Origin of the sequence: uncultured Agrobacterium sp., from assembly GCF_913777885.1 — a bacterium.
Taxonomy (GTDB): domain Bacteria; phylum Pseudomonadota; class Alphaproteobacteria; order Rhizobiales; family Rhizobiaceae; genus Agrobacterium.
This window is the reverse complement of the sequence record NZ_CAJYTV010000011.1, coordinates 569,716-588,494: the sequence shown is the minus strand read 5'-3', so window position 1 is coordinate 588,494 and position 18,779 is coordinate 569,716. Positions and strand designations below refer to the sequence as shown.

Sequence of the window (18,779 nt, the reverse complement as noted above, 5' to 3'; positions counted from 1 at the left end):
CCCAAGGGAGAGACCATGACAGCCATTACCGACATCATCGCACGCGAAATCCTCGACAGCCGTGGCAATCCCACGGTCGAGGTCGATGTGTACCTCGAAGACGGCTCCTTCGGTCGCGCCGCCGTTCCATCTGGCGCATCCACCGGCGCTCACGAGGCTGTCGAGCTGCGCGATGGCGGACAGCGCTATCTCGGAAAAGGCGTTGAAAAGGCTGTTGAAGCCGTCAACACCGAAATCTTCGATGCGCTTGGCGGTTTCGATGCTGAAAGCCAGATCCATGTCGATCAGACACTGATCGCGCTTGACGGCACGCCGAACAAGTCCCGCCTCGGCGCCAACGCCATTCTCGGCGTTTCGCTTGCCGTCGCCAAGGCTGCTGCCGAAACCACTGGCCTGCCGCTTTACCGTTACGTCGGTGGCCCGAATGCCCACCTGCTGCCCGTTCCAATGATGAACATCATCAATGGTGGTGCGCATGCCGACAACCCAATCGACTTCCAGGAATTCATGATCATGCCGGTCGGCGCGGAAAGTATCCGTGACGCAGTGCGTATCGGCGCGGAAATCTTCCACGTTCTGAAGAAGGAACTGGCAGCCCAGGGCCACAACACCAATGTCGGCGACGAAGGCGGCTTTGCGCCAGGCCTGAAGAGCGCGCCGGAAGCGCTGGACTTCATCATGAAGTCGGTTGAAAAGGCCGGTTACAGGCCGGGCGACGACGTCGCGCTTGCTCTCGACTGCGCCTCGACCGAGTTCTTCAAAAACGGCAAGTACGAGATGGAAGGCGAAGGCCGCACGCTCGAGCCGGAAGCCATGGCCGATTACCTCGCAGAACTTGCGGCAAAGTACCCGATCATCTCCATCGAAGACGGCATGGCCGAAGACGACTGGGATGGCTGGAAGTACCTGACCGACAAGATCGGCTCCAAGGTTCAGCTCGTTGGAGATGATCTTTTCGTCACCAACTCTTCGCGCCTGCGCGACGGTATCAAGATGGGCGTTGCCAATTCGATCCTCGTCAAGGTCAACCAGATCGGCTCTCTGACCGAGACGCTTGATGCTGTGGAGACGGCACACAAGGCTGGCTACACCGCGGTCATGTCTCACCGCTCTGGAGAGACGGAAGATTCGACGATTGCCGATCTCGCAGTTGCCACCAACTGCGGTCAGATCAAGACCGGCTCGCTGTCGCGCTCCGACCGTCTGGCCAAGTACAACCAGCTGATCCGCATCGAAGAGATGCTGGGTCCGCAGGCTGCCTATGCCGGTCGTTCGATCCTGCGCGGCTGATTTGAAGCTCCGATGATCTGGAGTGGCTTTCCATAAGCCCGTTAACAGAAAAACCCGCCGATGGACTCGGCGGGTTTTTTCGTGAGCGATGCGGTCTTTGTTCTCGACGATCGGAACGTCGAGATTCGCACTTACAGTGCCTGTTTGATCTTCTCGGCGTGAGCCTTCAACATCTCCACATCCGCCATCGCGCCGCTGTGCGGCTTTAATGGCTCGCCGTCCTTGCGCGGGACAACGTGGAAGTGCAAGTGGAAGACGGTCTGGCCAGCGGCCGGCTCGTTGAACTGCGAAATGTAAATGCCATCCGCATCGAAGGCTTCCTTAGCGGCAACCGCGAGCTTCTGGACGACCGGAATCGTCTTCATCAAGACTTCGGGATCGGCGTCCAGAATGTTGCGCGAACCGCTTTTCGGGATCACCAGCAGGTGGCCGGGTGCCTGGGGCATCACGTCCATGAAGGCCAGCGTGTGGTCGTCTTCGTAGACCTTGACGCAAGGGATTTCCCCACGCAGGATTTTTGCGAAGATGTTGTTGTCGTCATAGACGGCCATTGAGCGCTCCCTTACAATTTTCTAGACGTCGTCTTCCTGCCGTTCGCCTTTGCGAAACGGGCTGTGGTCTTCAAGATAGTCGTTGATTTGTTCGACCTCGCTACGCTCACGCTCCAGATAATCGGCAATGGCGTGGCGAAGGCCGGGATGGGCGATGTAGTGGGCGGAGTGGGTGGTGACCGGCGTGTAGCCGCGGGCCAGTTTGTGCTCGCCCTGGGCGCCGGCTTCCACACGCTTCAAGCCTTTGGAAAGCGCGAAGTCGATCGCCTGATGGTAGCAGACTTCAAAATGCAGGAAGGGATGATCTTCAATGCAGCCCCAGTGGCGTCCGTAAAGCGCATCCCCACCGATGAAGTTGATGGCGCCGGCAACGTACCTGCCGTCCCGCTTTGCCATCACCAGCAGGATATCGTCTGCCATCCGCTCGCCGATGAGGGAATAGAAATTGCGGGTGAGGTAAGGCTTGCCCCATTTGCGGCTGCCGGTATCCATGTAGAAGGTGAAGAACTGATCCCAGATATCTTCCGTCAAATCGCTGCCGGTCAGCCAGTCGATTTCGATGCCGTTTTCCAGCGCTGCGCGCCGTTCCTTCTTCAGGCTCTTGCGCTTGCGCGATGAAAGGGCATCAAGAAAATCGGCGTGATCTCGGTAGCCTTGATTGATGAAATGAAACTGCTGGTCGGTGCGATGCAGAAAACCTTCATCCTGCAGCGCTTCGATTTCGTCTTCCGGCGCGAAGGTGATATGCGCGGAAGATATTCCGAGTTTCTCTGTCACCTGCCGGAGACCTGATGCGAGGACCTGCTGAAACGCGGCTACGTCCACGCCACTGGTCAGAAGGCGTGGGCCGGTTGCAGGCGTGAAGGGGACGGAGCACTGGAGCTTAGGGTAGTAGCGCCCGCCCGCTCGCTCGAAAGCATCGGCCCAGCCGTGGTCGAAGACATATTCACCGCGGCTGTGATTCTTCAAATAGCCCGCAACGGCGCCTATCAATTCACCATCGCCGCGCTCCAGCAACAGATGTTGACCGAGCCAACCGGTCTTGGCCGTGGCCGAGCCGGAATCCTCAAGCGAGGCGAGGTAGGCGTGGGAGGTGAATGGATTATAGGGATTGGCGATAGCCGATCTGGATGCTCCGGAAAGCCTGTTCCAGCTTTCCGGAGCAATGTCCTTGAAGGACTGTGCAACGCGAATGGTGTATTCGTCGCTCATGCGGTAGCTGGCCGGTCCTTCACGTCGGGAACGAAACCCTCGAATGTTATCTGATCAGCATAAGTATAGGACTTCTCCAAGGCATTTTCATCCCGTACCGTCCAGGTAATTACCGGTACGCCAAGCTTCCGCTGCGCTTCAATGAAGCTGTTCGGTAGGTGGCCCCAGAAATAGGAGATGAAATCGAGGCCGATCTGCATTGCCTCGTCGTGTTTGAAGAAGTCTTCCGGATCAGCGCCTTCTGCGGTCAGCCCCAAAGGCCAGGGGGAGCCTGCAGTCTTCAAAGCCTTCAGCAGATGGTGGTCGAAGCTCATCAGCGCCACTTGGCCCCGGTAGCCTTCGAGATCATCCAGAACGGCTTCGGCGAAGCCATCATCGACGCCTTCGCCCTCCCGACCTTTCAACTCGATGACAAGCGGCACCTTGCCAGCACACAGCTGTAGTAGCTGCTTCAGCGTCGGTACGCGATCTCTTGTCTGACCGATCGACAACATCCCGAGTTCGGCGGAGGTGCGTTCGCGCACATCGCCCCTGATGCCCGTAAGACGGGTCATCTCATCGTCATGAAAAACGACCGGAACGCTGTCTGCGGCCAGTTGCACATCGCATTCGATGGCATAACCGCCCTCGATGGCTCGGGAGAAGGCTGAAAGCGTGTTCTCCCAGACTTGCTTGTTCAGATCGTGGTAGCCGCGATGGGCGACGGGCTGCGCCGTCAACCAGGACAGTTTCAGTGTCATACGTCGATTTCCACGATGGCGTCGATTTCGACGGCGGCATTGAAAGGAAGCGATGCCATTCCGACCGCTGCGCGCGCGTGCTTGCCTGCGTCACCCAGAACATTGGCGATCAGGTTAGAAGCGCCGTTGATGACGAGGTGCTGTTCCGTGAACTCCGGGACGGAGGCAACGAATCCGTTCAGCTTCAGCACACGACGGACCTTGGACAGATCGCCGTTCAACGCCGCTTTGACCTGCGCTAGAATATTAACGGCGCAAAGCTCTGCCGCTTTTTGCGCGCTGGCAACATCAACGTCGCGACCGACGTGCCCGGTGACCGCAATCTTGCCGGATTCCATCGGCAATTGGCCAGAAATATAGAGCAGATTGCCGCTGATGGTGAAGGGAACATAGTTGGCGGCAGGGGCTGCTGCGGCGGGAAGAGTGTATCCGAGTTCCTTGAGGCGGGCTTCGATTGCGTCCGACATTTTTTCCGTTTCCGCTTTGGTTGTAAAACTTTCAAAAATCCGGCATTCAGGGCATGATGTCCAAAAGCCGGACGGTTGCTTGTACAGTATGAGCGATGAGTCCAACAGGAGATATTGAATGATCGTCAGGAACCTTGCTCTCGTTCTTGCCGCTGGCGTGGGCCTCATGCCCTGCATCGCAAGTGCCGTGCCTGCCAGCGTTCCCAATCTGATCTCCCACCGCGCCGTCTATGATCTTGAGCTGAAGGACGCGTCCGACCGCTCCGGCATCGAAGGTATGACCGGACGTATGGTCTATGAATTCACCGGCTCGTCCTGCAAGGGCTACAAGACGGATTTTCGTTTTGTCACCCAGATCAATACCGGTGACGCGGTGCGGATGACCGACCAGCAGACGACGACCTACGAGGACGCGGCATCGAAGAAATTCACCTTCGAAACCAAGTCCTTCACCGACGACAAGCTCGACAAGGAAGTTATCGGTTCTGCCGCTGACGTCGAAGGCAAGATGAAAGTCGACCTCTCGAAGCCGGATCCGCGTGAAATCGATCTCGTACCTGGTGAATTCCCTACGGAGCATATGTTCCAGGTCATCGAGAATGCCAAGATGGGCAAGCGTATCTTCGAATCGCGCGTCTTCGACGGTTCCGATGACGGTGATCAAAGCCTGATCACATCCACACTCGTCGGAAAGCAGCAGACTCCCAAAGACGGCGATGCCGATGCCAGTATGGCGGGAGACTTTGCCAAGGCGCCATTCTGGCCAGTCACGATTGCCTATTATAACGACAAAACGGGAACGGACTCGCTGCCGATCTATCGCATGTCGTTCAAGCTTTACGAGAACGGAATCACCCGAGACCTGACAATGGACTATGGCGACTTCGTCTTGACCGGCAAGCTTGCAAAGCTCGATGTTCTCAAGCCTGAAACCTGCGAAGCGCCACAAGTGCGCTGAAATCTGACGATGCCGGCGTTTTTTCATGCCGGATGCTTGCAATTTGGGTGAGCTCGCTGTATGCGGCTCACCATTCCACACGCGAAGCTTGGGGTGTTCCGGGAGAAATCCGGTTCATTCCGCCCGGTGGTGCCGCTCAAACGGCGCTGTTCGCTTCGCGGGGGTTCAACCGGAAAAGGAGTAACTAGGCATGGCATTGCCCGATTTTTCTATGCGCCAGCTTCTGGAAGCTGGTGTTCACTTCGGCCACCAGACACATCGCTGGAACCCGAAGATGAAGCCGTACATCTTCGGCGATCGTAACAACATCCACATCATCGACCTGGCTCAGACCGTTCCAATGCTGTCTCGCGCGCTTCAGGTCGTTTCCGACACCGTTGCTCGTGGTGGCCGCGTTCTGTTCGTCGGCACGAAGCGTCAGGCTTCCGAAATCATTGCAGACAGCGCAAAGCGCTCCGCTCAGTACTACGTCAACTCGCGTTGGCTCGGCGGCATGATGACCAACTGGAAGACGATTTCGAACTCGATCCAGCGTCTTCGCAAGGTCGACGAAATCCTCAACTCGGAAGCTTCTGGCTACTCCAAGAAGGAGCGTCTGAACCTCGAGCGCGAGCGCGAAAAGCTTGAAAAGGCTCTCGGCGGTATCCGCGATATGGGTGGCGTTCCGGACCTGATGTTCATCGTCGATACCAACAAGGAAAAGATCGCGATCGAAGAAGCCAAGCGTCTTGGCATTCCGGTTGTCGCCATCATCGACTCCAACTGCGATCCGGACCACATCGACTTCCCGATCCCCGGTAACGACGACGCTTCGCGCGCCATTTCGCTTTACTGCGATCTGATCGCCCGCGCTGCCATCGACGGCATCGCACGTCAGCAGGGCGCTTCCGGCCGCGACATCGGCGCTGCTGAAGAAGCTCCGATCGAGCCTGCTCTCGAAGACGAAGCCAACGCCTGATATTGGCCTTCGGCGGCGCTCACTGCGCCGCCTTCTCATCAGGATAAGACAAGGCCGTTCTGGACTGCACGTTCGACGGCCTTGTTCGTTTCAAGCCGCAGCACACCGTTGACCGAGCAATTGGCCCAAACGGGAACAGCGGCTGGTTTCACAAGTTTCGTGGCGGCTGTTTCATCAGCCTGTCACAGTTCCGGGTACATTCGTTCCCACAATCCGATTTCGGCCTGGCAAGACTGCCGTGGCCGACCGAACCGACAAGAGGCACACAATGAGCGAAATCACCGCCGCAATGGTAAAGGAACTGCGCGAAAAGTCTGGCGCAGGCATGATGGATTGCAAGAAGGCCCTGGCTGAAACCAATGGCGACATGGAAGCGGCAATCGACTGGCTGCGCGCCAAGGGTATTGCAAAGGCTGACAAGAAGTCTGGCCGTACCGCTGCTGAAGGCCTCATCGGTATTGCGTCTGCCGGCCACAAGGCTGTCGTCGTCGAAATCAACTCCGAAACCGACTTCGTTGCTCGCAACGACGCCTTCCAGGACATCGTTCGTGGCGTTGCTTCCGTCGCTCTGACGACCGATGGCTCCGTCGATGCGATCGCTGCCGCCACCTATCCTGCGACCGGCAAGTCCGTTTCCGACACGATCAAGGACGCTATCGCCACAATCGGCGAAAACATGGCTCTTCGCCGCGCAGCGCTGCTCGAAGTCGAGCACGGCGTTGTTGCGACCTACGTTCACAACGCTGCTGGCGACGGCATTGGCAAGCTCGGCGTTCTGGTTGCTCTGAAGTCTGAGGGCGACAAGGCTGTTCTGACCTCGATTGGTCGTCAGGTCGCCATGCACGTTGCTGCAACCAACCCGCTCGCGATCCGCGCTGAAGAAGTCGACGCAGCTGTTGCTGAGCGCGAACGCAACGTCTTCATCGAACAGGCTCGTGAATCCGGCAAGCCGGAAGCCATCATCGAAAAGATGGTAGATGGTCGCATGCGCAAGTTCTTCGAAGAAGTTGCTCTTCTGTCTCAGGCTTTCGTTATCAACCCCGACCTCACGGTTGAGGCTGCTATCAAAGAAGCCGAAAAGGAAGCTGGCGCCAAGATCGAAGTTGTGGGCATGGCTCGCCTGCTTCTCGGCGAAGGCATCGAGAAGGAAGAAAGCGATTTCGCTGCAGAAGTTGCGGCCGTCGCAAAGGGCTGATCCCTTTACCCAAATATTGGAAAACTCCGGGGCATCGCGTGACAACGCGGTGCCCTTCGTGTATCGGCGTTCCGGTTATCGTTCGGTTTGCCCGCAAAATCTTTACAGATGTTCTTGCGATGTCGAACCAAGTATGTTTCGCCTGCCATTGCCGCTAAGCCGCTCCTGGCTTTTGCGTTGCCTGCTAAAGGAGTCATGATGTCTTCCAAGCCGCTCTATAAACGTGTTCTTCTCAAGGCATCCGGCGAAGCCCTCATGGGCGACCAAGGCTTCGGCATCGATGTCGCCGTCGCGGATCGTATCGCGTCCGATATCGCCGAAGCGCGGGCCATGGGCGTTGAGGTCGGGGTCGTTGTTGGCGGTGGAAACATCTTCCGCGGCGTGGCCGTTGCCTCCAAGGGTGGCGACCGCGTGACCGGTGACCACATGGGCATGCTGGCAACCGTGATCAATGCTCTGGCGCTCGCCACGTCCCTTCGCAAGCTCAACATCGACACCGTCGTTCTTTCCGCTATCGCCATGCCGGAGATCTGCGAAAGCTTCTCGCAGCGTGCTGCGATCCATCATCTGTCGCAGGGCAGGGTGGTGATTTTTGCCGGCGGCACCGGCAATCCGTTCTTCACCACTGATTCTGCCGCAGCTCTACGCGCTGCGGAAATGGGAGCAGAGGCAATCTTCAAGGGCACGCAGGTCGACGGTATCTACTCAGCCGATCCCAAGAAAGACCCTACAGCGACGCGTTTCGATGAACTCACCCACTCGGAAGTGCTGGCGAAGGGCCTTGCGGTGATGGATGTAGCGGCTGTTGCGCTGGCGCGGGAAAATCACATTCCTATCATCGTGTTCTCTATCCACGAAAAGGGCGGTTTCGCGCAAATATTGACGGGCGGCGGTCTCAAGACCATCGTTCACGACGCATAATTGCCGGACGCCTTATTGCGCCGGTAAAGATAATGGGCCGCCAAGGCCAGAACGAAAATGGAGTATGAAGATGAGTGGTGTTGACCTCAATGACATCAAGCGCCGCATGGACGGTGCCATCAACGCGTTCAAGAACGATATCGCGTCGCTCAGAACCGGACGCGCTTCCGCCAACATTCTCGATCCCGTCACGGTCGATGCCTATGGTTCCCGCGTTCCGCTCTCCCAGGTGGCCAATATCACCGTGCCGGAGCCGCGCATGCTTGGCGTCAATATCTGGGACAAGTCTATGGTCGGCGCGGTCGACCGCGCCATTCGCGAGTCCAATCTTGGGCTCAACCCGATTGTCGACGGCCAGAATCTGCGTATTCCTCTTCCAGAGCTCAACGAAGAGCGTCGCAAGTCGCTCGTGAAAGTTGCGCACGACTATGCCGAGAAGGCCAAGGTCGCCATCCGCCACGTTCGCCGCGATGGTATGGACGGTCTCAAAAAGGCCGAAAAGGATGGAGACATCGGGCAGGACGAAAGCCGTGCCAAATCCGACAAGGTTCAGAAAATGACGGACGACACGATTTCTGAAATTGATCGCTTGCTTGCGGAGAAGGAAAAGGAAATCATGCAGGTATAATCGGTTTAACCGATCACTGCCTCTGTCATGGCATAGACTTGCTGTCTTGAACTCCGCACACCCTGAAATGGATTGAGATGTCGGAAATCGCACCTTCACCGTTACCTGAGCACGTCGCTATCATCATGGATGGTAACGGTCGCTGGGCCAAGCAGCGTGGCTTGCCACGCATCATGGGCCACAGACGGGGCGTCGATGCCGTGCGCGAAACGGTGAAGGCGGCTGGCCAGTGCGGCTTGAAGTATCTGACGCTCTTCGCCTTCTCCTCGGAAAACTGGCGCCGGCCACAATCTGAGGTTTCCGACCTTCTTGGATTGCTGAAGGCTTTCATTCGTCGCGACCTTGCGGAGTTGCACGAGGAAAATGTTCGGGTACGTATCATCGGTGACAGAGCAGGACTGAAGGCCGATGTCCGAGCCCTGCTTGAAGAGGCGGAGCAGACAACACGCGATAATACGGCGCTGACACTGATCATTGCCTTTAACTACGGCTCGCGCAACGAGATTGCCCGCGCTGCCGCGTCGCTTGCGCTGGATGTTGCGGAAGGCCGGCTCGACGCTTCCGCGATCACGCCAGAGGCGATTTCCGCCCGGCTTGATACGGCAGGTATTCCCGATCCAGACCTTATCATCCGAACCAGCGGCGAGGAGCGGCTGTCAAACTTCCTGTTGTGGCAAGCCGCTTACTCTGAGTTTCTCTTCATTCCGGACTACTGGCCTGATTTCGATCGCCAGACACTGATGGCTGCGATCGATCAATACATGACGCGCGATCGTCGGTTCGGTGGCCTCTCCACTCAAATTGCTATGGCGGGCGCCTGATGAGCCGCGAATTGAAGCTGCGGATCATTTCGGGCATCGTGATGGCCGTCGTCATTTTGACGGCGACATGGTATGGCGGGATCATGTTCCGCGCTATCGCCGGACTTCTGTCGCTTCTCATCTTTTATGAGTGGAGCACGATCACCCGACTTTCTGACAGCAATCCGACGGGTTATGCCTGGGGCTGGTTCTCTGTCGCGGTGATGAGTGGCAATACGATCTTTGGCGAAAGCTCGCTTGATCTTCCTCTGCTATCCGGCTTTACGATCACTGCTGCTCTGTTTCCGATCCTGCGGGGTCCAAACTGGTGGCTTGTTGGCGGCATCGTCTACTCTTCTCTCAGCGGCATTTCGCTCGCGGCCATTCGTGGCGAGGAATCGACTGGCCTCGTCGGCATGCTTTTCGTCTTCTCGATCGTCTGGGCGACTGACATTCTTGCCTATTTCGTCGGGCGCGCTGTCGGTGGTCCAAAGCTCGCGCCATCGATCTCTCCCGGAAAGACCTGGTCGGGTGCTGCTGGCGGCACGTTTTTTGGCCTGGTTGCGGGCGGCGCTGTAGCGCTGGCCTATCATGGCGCCATCTCGCTGACCGTACTTTCGCTGGCGCTTGCGCTCTCCATCTTCAGCCAGATTGGCGATCTGTTTGAATCCTTCATCAAACGCCGGTTCGGGGTGAAGGATTCCAGTCATCTTATTCCGGGTCATGGCGGTTTCATGGACCGGGTTGACGGTCTTGTTTTCGCCTGCTTTACCGTATTCCTGATTGCGGTGGTTCACGCAGCAGTAACTGGTGATGTGCCAGGATCGGGCGATGGTATCTTGCTCGGTTTCTGATCTGACCAGACGGATGACAAGAGACGCTATATAGGGAATCGGGAATAATATGGACACTGTGATGGCTGCGGTTAATTTTCTAACCGGTTATATGGTGCCATTTATCCTCGTGATCTCGCTGCTGGTCTTCGTCCACGAAATGGGCCATTACCTCGTCGGACGCTGGTGTGGGATTCGCTCGACCGCATTTTCCGTCGGCTTTGGTCCGGAACTGATCGGCTTCACCGACAAGCGTGGGACACGCTGGAAGATCTCGGCTGTGCCACTTGGTGGCTACGTCAAATTCTTCGGCGATGAGGATGTGTCCAGCAAGCCGGACAGCGACGGCCTTTCCGGTCTTACGCTTGAGGAGAGGGCGCAGACGCTCGCCGGTGCGAAGCTCTGGAAGAGGGCTGCGACGGTAGCAGCCGGTCCCATTGCCAATTTCATCCTGGCGATCCTGATCTTTATGGTCCTTTTCACGGTCTACGGCCGGATGATTTCCGATCCTGTGGTTTCCGAAGTGCGCCCTGACAGCGCCGCCCAGACGGCAGGCATTCTGCCGGGTGACCGGCTGATCGCAATCGATGGCGAAAAGGTGCAGACGTTTGAAGACGTCCGCCGCTATGTCTCCATCCGTCCGGGAACGCAAATCAATGTCACCGTCGAGAGAGATGGCCGCGATCTGTCGCTGCCTATGGTTCCGACGCGCACGGAAACGACCGACCAGTTCGGTAACAAGATCGAGCTTGGAATTATAGGCATCACCACGGATCAGACGCGGGGCAATTTCCGTCATGTGAGCTACACGCCTGTGGAAGCGCTGGTCGAGGGTGTGCGAGAGACCGGCCACGTCATCACAGGAACCTTCAACTATATCGGCAACCTCGTCACGGGACGGATGAATGCTGATCAGTTGGGCGGGCCGGTGCGTGTTGCGCAGGCCTCCGGGCAGGTTGCTACACTGGGATTCGGAGCGCTGATCCAACTGGCGGCGGTTCTGTCAATTTCGATTGGACTACTCAATCTCATGCCCGTGCCCATTCTGGACGGCGGCCATCTGGTGTTCTATGCGATAGAGGCGGTGCGCGGCAGGCCGGTTGGATCCGGTGCGCAGGAGGTGGCCTTTCGTATCGGGTTGGCGATGATTTTCAGTCTGATGGTTTTTGCCACGTGGAACGATATCAGCAGCTTGATCGGCTAAAGGGCCATTTCGAGCTGTTTTTTTAAGAGGGTGTTTACCTTGTTTTGAAGCCAAAGTGGCGATTGGGTCACGGTGGCTTGCGAAGTAAACAGAAATTAACGGTCGGGCTTGCTTGTAGAGGAAAAGCAGGTAAAACGACGCAGATGGCCGGAGTCGGGTTCCGCCCGCTGAGGGACAACGGGAAAAGGTAAGAATTGAAATGAAGGCTGGTTCAAGATTTTTGAACGCGGTATCGGCGGTTGCGCTGTCTGCTGGTGTTTCTTCGATTGCAGCTATGGGGGTGCTTGCTTCTGCCGGTGTTGCCAATGCAGCTGTAGTCAGCAGGATCGATGTTCGCGGTGCAGAGCGCGCTGGCGCGGATGCTGTTCGCTCCAACATCACGATCGCTCCCGGTCGTAACTTCTCCAATTCCGATATCGATGAATCGGTGAAGCGCCTTTATGCAACGGGCTATTTCTCCAACGTCAGCATGCGTGTCGCAGGCAATGCGCTCGTGGTGACCGTCAGCGAGAACAATCTCGTCAATCAAGTGGTTTTCAACGGCAACCGCAAGATCAAGGACGACAAGCTGCAGGGCATCGTCCAGACGCAGTCTCTCGGACCATACGATCAGACAGTCGTGACGGCGGATATCGCCCGTATCAAGGATGCCTATGCTGCCATCGGTCGCAGCGACGTCCAGGTAACCACGCAGGTCGTTCCTGTTGCCCAGGGTCGCGTCAACCTCGCTTTCCAGATCAATGAAGGCGAGCGCACCAAGATCGCGCGTATCGATTTTGTCGGCAACAACGCCTATAGCGATGGCCGTCTGGCTGCCGTCATCAATACCAAGAAGTCCAACATGCTGTCGTTCCTGACACGCAAGGACGTCTATAATGAAGACAAGCTGCGCGCCGATGAAGAGGCGTTGCGCCAGTTCTATTACAACCGCGGCTACGCCGATTTCCGTGTCGTGTCCTCCAACGCCGTCCTCGATGAGGCGACCAACGAGTACACCATCACCATTACGGTTGATGAGGGTCAGCGCTACAATTTCGGCAATGTCGCAGTTGAATCCACGGTGCCTGGTATTGATGGTTCGCAGCTTCAGGGTCTCGTCGATACGCGCTCTGGCTCCTATTACAGTGCCAAGGAAGTTCAGCAGAGCATGGAAGCCATTTCCAAACGTGTCGCGGCAGAAGGTTATCCTTTTGCCCGCGTGACGCCGCGTGGCGACCGCGATCTGGCTGGCAACAAGATCGGTGTCACCTACATCGTCGATCAGGGCGAGCGCGCCTATGTCGAACGTATCGAAATCCGTGGCAACACGCGTACACGTGACTATGTCATTCGTCGCGAATTCGATATCAGCGAAGGCGATGCGTTCAACCAGACGGTCGTCAGCGCTGCCAAGCGTCGTCTTGAGGCTCTCGGTTACTTCTCCAAGGTCAATATCAGCACCTCTCAGGGTAGCGCTGCCGACCGCGTCGTAATCGTCGTTGATGTCGAAGATCAGCCAACGGGCTCGTTCGGTATCGGTGCAGGCTACTCGCAGAACGACGGTGCTCTTCTGGAAGCGTCCATCGAAGAGAAGAACTTCCTCGGTCGCGGTCAGTATATCCGTGTTGCCGCTGGTGCAGGCCAGGATGATGCGCGCAGCTACACGCTGTCCTTCACCGAGCCTTACTTCCTCGGTTACCGTCTCGCCGCAGGCTTCGACCTGTTCAAGAGCCAGACGAAGAATGAAGACTATTATGACTATGACGAACAGGGCTTCGCGCTTCGCGTGACCGCGCCGATTACTGAAGAGCTCAGTACCACGTTCAAGTACACCTACAAGCAGTTCAACTACGACGGTAAGAATGACTGGACTAATCCTGCAAACCTGGCGGGCCCATATCGCGATTTGATCGCCGGTGGTGATTGGACTCAGTCGATCATTTCCAATACGCTGAACTATAACACGCTGGACGACCGCAACATGCCACGCGAAGGCTGGCAGGCTGCGTTGACAAATGAGTTTGCGGGTCTGGGTGGCGATTCCGAATACTACAAGATTTACGGTAAGATTCGTTACTACCACACCCTTTCGGATGAGTACGATATTATCGGCTCTCTCACGGGTCAGGCAGGTCATGTCGTTCCGACGGGCGACAATCTCTACGTCTTCGATCAGTTCAAGATCGGCGGACGTGTGATCCGTGGCTTCAAGAATGACGGCATCGGTCCACGTATTGGTTCGGATGCGATTGGTGGTACGACATATTTCGCAGCTTCGGCTGAAGTGACTGCACCAATGCCGCTCGTTCCGGAAGATGTCGGTCTGCGCCTTGCTGGCTTCGTCGATGCGGGTACGCTCTACGGCAGCAAGGTCTCGAATGCAGCCGGCGTCCAGGATGACAGCTCCATCCGTGCGTCTGCAGGTATCGGCATCATGTGGGCTTCGCCGTTCGGTCCGCTGCGCGTCGACTATGCAGTTCCGATTGCCAAGGAAAGCTACGACGAGGAACAGCGTTTCCGGTTTGGCATGTCCAACACTTTCTGATATCGGCAGTCCAGAACTGCGAGTTTGAATGTTCTGGAGTTTCCGCGTCATGGAATACAATGCTTTTTTTCCGCCCCACGAAGGCCTGCGATTGCAAGACATCGCAGCCCGTCTTGGGGCGGAACTGTCTGATCAGGCTTTTGCTGACCGTATGGTGCGTTCCATCGCTCCTGTGTCGCGGGCCAAGCAGGACCAGCTCTGCTACATCTTGTCCCGCAGGAACAGGGATGAGCTGCTGACATGTGATGCAGCCGCCGTCATCTGCGACGAGTCGCTCAAGAGCATCGTGCCGGGGCATATTCCGGCTCTTATCTGCAAGAACCCCCATACGATCTTCGCGCAGGCCGGTGAGCTTTTGCATCCGTCGGCGATGCGGCCTTCTGCCGTCGCCGAGGGCACATCTGTATCGGCCTCCGCTCACGTCGATCCGACTGCTAGTCTGGAACCCGGCGTCATCGTCGAGCCTTTTGCGGTTATCGGCGCGCATGTGCAAATTGGTGCGGGCACACGCATCGGGCCCGGCGCCATTATCGGAGCCGAGGTTCAGATCGGTCGTGACTGCACCATTGCCGGGGGTGCCAGTATTCTCTCTGCCCTCCTTGGTAACGGGGTGATCATCCATAATGGTGTGCGGATCGGGCAAGATGGTTTCGGCTATGCCCCCGGACCGCGTGGTATGATCAAGATCGTGCAGATCGGTCGTGTCATTATTCAGGATCATGTCGAGATCGGCGCCAATACGACTGTCGATCGCGGCACGATGGATGATACCGTCATTGGCGAGGGCACCAAAATTGATAACCAGGTTCAGATCGGTCATAACGTCCGGATCGGTCGTCACTGCGGCATCGTCAGCAAGGTCGGCATCGCAGGAAGCACACGCATTGGCGATGGCGTGATGATTGGCGGTGCGGCCGGTATCAATGGTCACATCACGATTGGCGATGGCGCGCAGATTGCGGCTATGAGCGGGGTTGTGTCCGACGTGCCAGCGGGCGCTAAGGTCGGTGGTACGCCTGCCCGTCCAATCAAACATTTCCTGCGTGACATGGCCGACATTCTCGCCCGCGCAGAAGAACGCGATAGAAAAACAGGAGACAAGAATGTCTGAAGAGACGAAGACGACGCTTGGCGCGGCTGACATCCTTGAAGTGATGAAGCTGCTGCCGCATCGTTATCCCTTTCTGCTGATCGACAAGATCATCGACATTGATGGCGATAATTCTGCGATCGGTATAAAGAACGTTACCGTCAATGAACCGCATTTCACTGGCCATTTTCCTGACCGTCCCATCATGCCAGGTGTTTTGATCGTCGAAGCCATGGCGCAGACGGCTGGCGCGATCTGCGCTCGAAACCAGGACGGCGGAGGCTATCTCGTCTATTTCATGACGATCGACAATGCCCGCTTCCGCAAGCCCGTCGTGCCGGGTGATCGTCTGGAGATCCACGTCGTCAAGCAGCGCCAGCGCGGCAATGTCTGGAAATTCCATTGCGAAGCCAAGGTGGATGGCACTCTCGTGGCCGAGGCTGATGTCGGTGCGATGATGATCCCAGAGGACCAGCAATGAGTGCGGTTTCGGCTTCTGCCAAAATCCATCCCATGGCGATTGTTGAGGATGGCGCGATCATCGGCGAGAATGTCGAAATCGGGGCATTCGCTCATGTCGGCGCAAAGGTGACTTTGCGCGACGGTGTCAAGCTGTTGAACCACGCTGTCGTGGCAGGTCGCACAGTGGTGGGTGAGGGTACCGTCATCCACCCGATGGCTATTATTGGCGGTCAACCGCAGGCGATCCGCCACGATGGCTCTGAAACGACGCTCGACATCGGCGCGCGTTGCACGATCCGCGAAGGCGTGACGATGAATACCGGCAGTTCGGATGGCGGCGGCAGAACGGTGGTTGGTGACGACAACCTATTTCTTGCCAACTCCCATGTGGCGCACGATTGCATTCTCGGCAACGAGATCATCCTGTCGAACAATGTGATGCTGGCTGGCCATGTGCACATTCAGGACAAGGCTATTCTGGGCGGTGGCTGCGCGGTGCACCAGTTTACCCGCATCGGTCGCCAAGCCTTCATCGGCGGCCTGTCTGCTGTGAGCTATGACGTGATTCCCTATGGTATGTTGAACGGTAATCCGGGGGTATTGAGCGGGCTTAACGTTGTCGGCATGACGCGTGCAGGCATAGAGCGCGCAGATATTCACACTGTTCGCCGCGCCTACAAGCAAATCTTCGAAAGCGAAGGCAACGTACGCGCCAACGCTGCGGCCATCCGCGAAGACTATCTCGATTGCCCACAAGCGCTGGAGATCGTCGACTTTATAGCCGCCGCCAATGACCGGGCGATCTCATCGCCGAACCGCGGCAAGTAACGCGGTGGCTGCGGGCGCCCAGCGTCTGGCGATCATCGCCGGTAGCGGTTCTCTTCCCCTGTATGTGGCGATTGCCGCACGATCTGCGGGAGAGGACCCGCTGATCATCCGCCTGAAGGATGAAGCCGATCTGGACTGGTCACAGTTCGAAAGTGCCTCGATCAGTGTTGGCGATGTCAAAGGGCTGGGTCTCCTCCTGAGCCATCATGGCATCGATCGCGTGGTTCTGTCGGGTGGTGTAGCACGGCGCCCAGAGTGGCGGGAAATTCGCCCGAACCTGAAAATGATCGCCCAAATGCCCTCGATTATCCGCACGCTGTTGTCGGGCGGTGATGACACGGTGCTGCAGATGGTGATCGGCTTGATTGAAGCGCAGGGCGTGCGCGTTATCGGCGCTCACGAGATTGCACCTCGACTTCTTGCGACCACGGGTCCGCTAGGCAAGATCAAGCCGACTGATGATGACCGCAAAGATATCGTGAAAGCCGCACGCGCGGCGCTGGCACTCGGTGTGCTGGATGTTGGCCAGGGTGCTGTTTCTGTCAGTGGACGCATCGTTGCTCTGGAAGGGGTCGAGGGTACCGATGGCATGCTGGAGCGGGTGGCTGATCTTCGTACTGCCGGCCGCATCTCGCAGCGCCGCAAGGGCGTGCTCGTCAAACTCTGCAAGCCGCAGCAGGATATCCGCGCCGATCTCCCCACGATCGGCCCCTCGACCGTCGAGAACGCCTCAAAGGCCGGACTGGCCGGCATAGCCGTAGAGGCGGGCAGGGCCTTCATTCTTGATCGAGAAGCGATGTTGAAAGCTGCTGATGAGGCAGGCCTTTTCGTGTGCGGCATAGATACGGCGCTTGAAGGAGATATGATGTGACAGACGGCGTGCTGAAACTTGCTGTCGTGGCGGGCGAGGTGTCCGGTGATCTCCTCGGTGCTGACCTTGTACGCGCGCTTAAGAAACAGTATCCGGGGCAGGTGGAACTCTTTGGCGTCGGCGGTGAACAGCTGACGGCTGAGGGACTGAGTTCTCTGTTCGACTATTCCGAACTCTCGATCATGGGCTTCACTCAGGTTCTGAAGAAACTGCCGCAACTAATTTCCCGCATCAGGGAAACGGCAAATGCCATTATTGCCTATCGGCCGGACGCGCTGCTGATCATCGACAGTCCCGATTTCACGCATCGCGTCGCCAAGCGCGTGCGAAAAGTGCTGCCAGATCTGCCGGTGGTAAACTATGTTTGTCCGAGTGTGTGGGCTTGGAAAGAGTACCGGGCGACGGCGATGCTGTCTTATGTCGACCACGTGTTAGCGCTGTTGCCGTTCGAACCGGAGGCGATGCAGCGGCTTGGCGGTCCGGCAACGACTTTCGTAGGCCACCGTTTAAGTGTCGATGCGGATGTGCTGGCAGTGCGCGGGCAACGGGCTCTGCGTCCCGCCCCTTCCGCTTGTGATAGGCGGACAATCCTCCTCCTGCCGGGCTCTCGCTCGACGGAAACGAGCCGCCTGATGGAGCCATTCGAGCAGGCTGCAAGCGCATTCGTGGCGCGGAATGGGCCAACGCGATTCGTCCTGCCAACTGTGCTGCGACAGGAAAAGAGGATCAGGGACCTAGCGGCCTCTTGGCCGGAGGCTATTCGCCCCGAGATCGGCACCGATCATACGTTCAAGTGGCGCTGCTTTGCTGATGCAGATGCAGCGATTGCGGCCTCCGGCACGGTCATTCTGGAACTCGCGCTGTGCCATGTTCCGGTCGTGTCCGTCTATAAGACCGATTGGATTTTCACGATGCTGAGCAAGCGAGTGAAGACATGGACAGGCGCGTTACCCAATTTGATCGCCGACTACGCCGTTGTGCCCGAATATTTCAACGAGGTCGTCCGCGCCGGCTCGATGCTACGCTGGGCGGAGCGGTTGTCGTCCGACACCATCCAACGCCGCGCCATGCTGGAAGGGTTCGAGCTGGTGCAGGAACGGCTGAGGACAGACGTGCCGCCTGGCGAACGCGGGGCAGCGATACTGCTTGAGACCATCAAAGAAAAGAGCGGCCAGAACGATCACTAAGGCGTGACGAGTGGATGAATTCCTTCCGTATTCAAAATATCGTCCCTCGTTCTTAACTCG

19 protein-coding genes are annotated in these 18,779 nt (G+C 57.4%); 15 read left to right on the top strand and 4 right to left on the bottom strand.

The features are described 5' to 3' along the window. Positions 1-15 precede the first annotated feature (15 nt). Positions 16-1,290, top strand: coding sequence for a phosphopyruvate hydratase (eno, locus tag QZ869_RS11325; RefSeq protein WP_296078148.1), 1,275 nt, complete (start codon positions 16-18; stop codon positions 1,288-1,290). A 131-nt stretch (positions 1,291-1,421) separates the two neighbouring features. Here eno and QZ869_RS11320 read toward each other — a convergent pair whose 3' ends face one another. Genes QZ869_RS11320 through QZ869_RS11305 form a run of 4 tightly spaced genes read right to left on the bottom strand, consistent with a single transcriptional unit; the run spans position 1,422 to position 4,260 of the window. Beyond that, positions 1,422-1,841, bottom strand: a complete 420-nt coding sequence (locus QZ869_RS11320; protein ID WP_296083763.1) for an HIT family protein — start codon at positions 1,839-1,841, stop codon at positions 1,422-1,424. 21 nt (positions 1,842-1,862) lie between these two features. Next, complete coding sequence (locus tag QZ869_RS11315) at positions 1,863-3,053, bottom strand: GNAT family N-acetyltransferase (RefSeq protein WP_296104608.1); 1,191 nt, start codon at positions 3,051-3,053, stop codon at positions 1,863-1,865. Beyond that, on the bottom strand, positions 3,050-3,793 hold the full coding sequence (locus tag QZ869_RS11310) for a glycerophosphodiester phosphodiesterase (protein ID WP_296037295.1): 744 nt from the start codon (positions 3,791-3,793) through the stop codon (positions 3,050-3,052). The genes QZ869_RS11315 and QZ869_RS11310 overlap by 4 nt, the downstream gene beginning before the upstream one ends. Continuing rightward, positions 3,790-4,260: a RidA family protein gene (locus QZ869_RS11305; protein ID WP_296037291.1), complete on the bottom strand. Its 471-nt coding sequence runs from the start codon at positions 4,258-4,260 to the stop codon at positions 3,790-3,792. Before QZ869_RS11305 ends, QZ869_RS11310 begins: the two co-directional genes overlap by 4 nt. A gap of 118 nt (positions 4,261-4,378) precedes the next feature. Between QZ869_RS11305 and QZ869_RS11300 the strand changes: the two genes are divergently transcribed. The 14 genes from QZ869_RS11300 (at position 4,379) to lpxB (ending at position 18,719) form a co-directional block, all read left to right on the top strand. After that, positions 4,379-5,218 carry a cell envelope integrity EipB family protein gene (locus QZ869_RS11300; protein ID WP_296018439.1) on the top strand — a complete coding sequence of 280 codons (840 nt, stop codon included), beginning with the start codon at positions 4,379-4,381 and terminating at the stop codon, positions 5,216-5,218. A 190-nt stretch (positions 5,219-5,408) separates the two neighbouring features. Further along, positions 5,409-6,176 carry a 30S ribosomal protein S2 gene (gene rpsB, locus QZ869_RS11295; protein ID WP_296018441.1) on the top strand — a complete coding sequence of 256 codons (768 nt, stop codon included), beginning with the start codon at positions 5,409-5,411 and terminating at the stop codon, positions 6,174-6,176. Positions 6,177-6,444: 268 nt separating this feature from the next. Next, the gene (gene tsf / locus QZ869_RS11290; protein WP_296018442.1) at positions 6,445-7,371 is read left to right on the top strand and encodes a translation elongation factor Ts; all 927 of its coding nucleotides are present in this window, start codon (positions 6,445-6,447) and stop codon (positions 7,369-7,371) included. 198 nt (positions 7,372-7,569) lie between these two features. After that, on the top strand, positions 7,570-8,292 hold the full coding sequence (gene pyrH, locus QZ869_RS11285; RefSeq protein WP_296018445.1) for a UMP kinase: 723 nt from the start codon (positions 7,570-7,572) through the stop codon (positions 8,290-8,292). A 70-nt stretch (positions 8,293-8,362) separates the two neighbouring features. Beyond that, on the top strand, positions 8,363-8,920 hold the full coding sequence (gene frr, locus QZ869_RS11280) for a ribosome recycling factor (protein ID WP_296018447.1): 558 nt from the start codon (positions 8,363-8,365) through the stop codon (positions 8,918-8,920). A gap of 77 nt (positions 8,921-8,997) precedes the next feature. Next, a complete protein-coding gene (locus tag QZ869_RS11275) occupies positions 8,998-9,741 on the top strand; it encodes an isoprenyl transferase (protein WP_296104607.1) in 744 nt (247 codons plus the stop codon). Next, the gene (locus tag QZ869_RS11270) at positions 9,741-10,574 is read left to right on the top strand and encodes a phosphatidate cytidylyltransferase (protein WP_296104605.1); all 834 of its coding nucleotides are present in this window, start codon (positions 9,741-9,743) and stop codon (positions 10,572-10,574) included. The genes QZ869_RS11275 and QZ869_RS11270 overlap by 1 nt, the downstream gene beginning before the upstream one ends. Before the next feature lie 61 nt (positions 10,575-10,635). Further along, a complete protein-coding gene (rseP, locus tag QZ869_RS11265; RefSeq protein WP_296104603.1) occupies positions 10,636-11,757 on the top strand; it encodes an RIP metalloprotease RseP in 1,122 nt (373 codons plus the stop codon). 199 nt (positions 11,758-11,956) lie between these two features. After that, entirely contained in the window at positions 11,957-14,281 is a 2,325-nt protein-coding gene (gene bamA / locus QZ869_RS11260) for an outer membrane protein assembly factor BamA (protein WP_296104601.1), read from the top strand. 49 nt (positions 14,282-14,330) lie between these two features. Further along, entirely contained in the window at positions 14,331-15,392 is a 1,062-nt protein-coding gene (lpxD, locus tag QZ869_RS11255; RefSeq protein ID WP_296078159.1) for a UDP-3-O-(3-hydroxymyristoyl)glucosamine N-acyltransferase, read from the top strand. After that, positions 15,385-15,852, top strand: coding sequence for a 3-hydroxyacyl-ACP dehydratase FabZ (gene fabZ, locus QZ869_RS11250; protein ID WP_296104598.1), 468 nt, complete (start codon positions 15,385-15,387; stop codon positions 15,850-15,852). Before lpxD ends, fabZ begins: the two co-directional genes overlap by 8 nt. Then, positions 15,849-16,661, top strand: coding sequence for an acyl-ACP--UDP-N-acetylglucosamine O-acyltransferase (lpxA, locus tag QZ869_RS11245; protein WP_296037276.1), 813 nt, complete (start codon positions 15,849-15,851; stop codon positions 16,659-16,661). The genes fabZ and lpxA overlap by 4 nt, the downstream gene beginning before the upstream one ends. Further along, on the top strand, positions 16,624-17,532 hold the full coding sequence (locus tag QZ869_RS11240; protein WP_296104596.1) for an LpxI family protein: 909 nt from the start codon (positions 16,624-16,626) through the stop codon (positions 17,530-17,532). Before lpxA ends, QZ869_RS11240 begins: the two co-directional genes overlap by 38 nt. Continuing rightward, positions 17,529-18,719, top strand: coding sequence for a lipid-A-disaccharide synthase (gene lpxB / locus QZ869_RS11235; RefSeq protein ID WP_296104594.1), 1,191 nt, complete (start codon positions 17,529-17,531; stop codon positions 18,717-18,719). The genes QZ869_RS11240 and lpxB overlap by 4 nt, the downstream gene beginning before the upstream one ends. Positions 18,720-18,779 lie beyond the last annotated feature (60 nt).